Source organism: Enterococcus raffinosus (assembly GCF_001886185.1).
GTDB lineage: Bacteria > Bacillota > Bacilli > Lactobacillales > Enterococcaceae > Enterococcus_A > Enterococcus_A raffinosus.
In genome coordinates this window covers 1-328 of record NZ_JXLA01000131.1, presented here as the reverse complement: position 1 = coordinate 328, position 328 = coordinate 1, and the positions used below count along the sequence as shown (strand labels likewise).

Below are 328 nucleotides of genomic sequence, written 5' to 3'. Positions count from 1 at the left end.
CCATTGTTTCTTCCCATCCTTTTATTTTTGCTCCAACCGTATCACTAGAGGATTGATTATCGATTGGTGTTTCTTTTTTGACAACAGGAATATCACTTACTGTATCCTCGTTTCCTTGAATATTTACATCACTAAGACTCTTTGCTATATCAGTCTTAAATTCTGGTTGTTTGTCCTCATTGAACATCCCTGGTTTCTTAATGACTACCATTTGCATCAGCCTTCTTTCTTTTATAGTTATTATTGATTTGCACCCTTCTTAGCTAAGCGATCTGCGACTAGATTGAATGGATCATTCGCATGTGCTTTTACTTTCTTAAAATGAACA

The 328-nt window shown here is 35.4% G+C and carries 1 protein-coding gene; it reads right to left on the bottom strand.

Features of this window, described 5'->3' with window-relative positions; translation table 11 throughout:
* The coding region (locus tag RV13_RS20605; RefSeq protein WP_143142319.1) for a hypothetical protein at window positions 1–211 on the bottom strand (211 nt) is incomplete at its 3' end.
* Window positions 212–328: the final 117 nt, after the last annotated feature.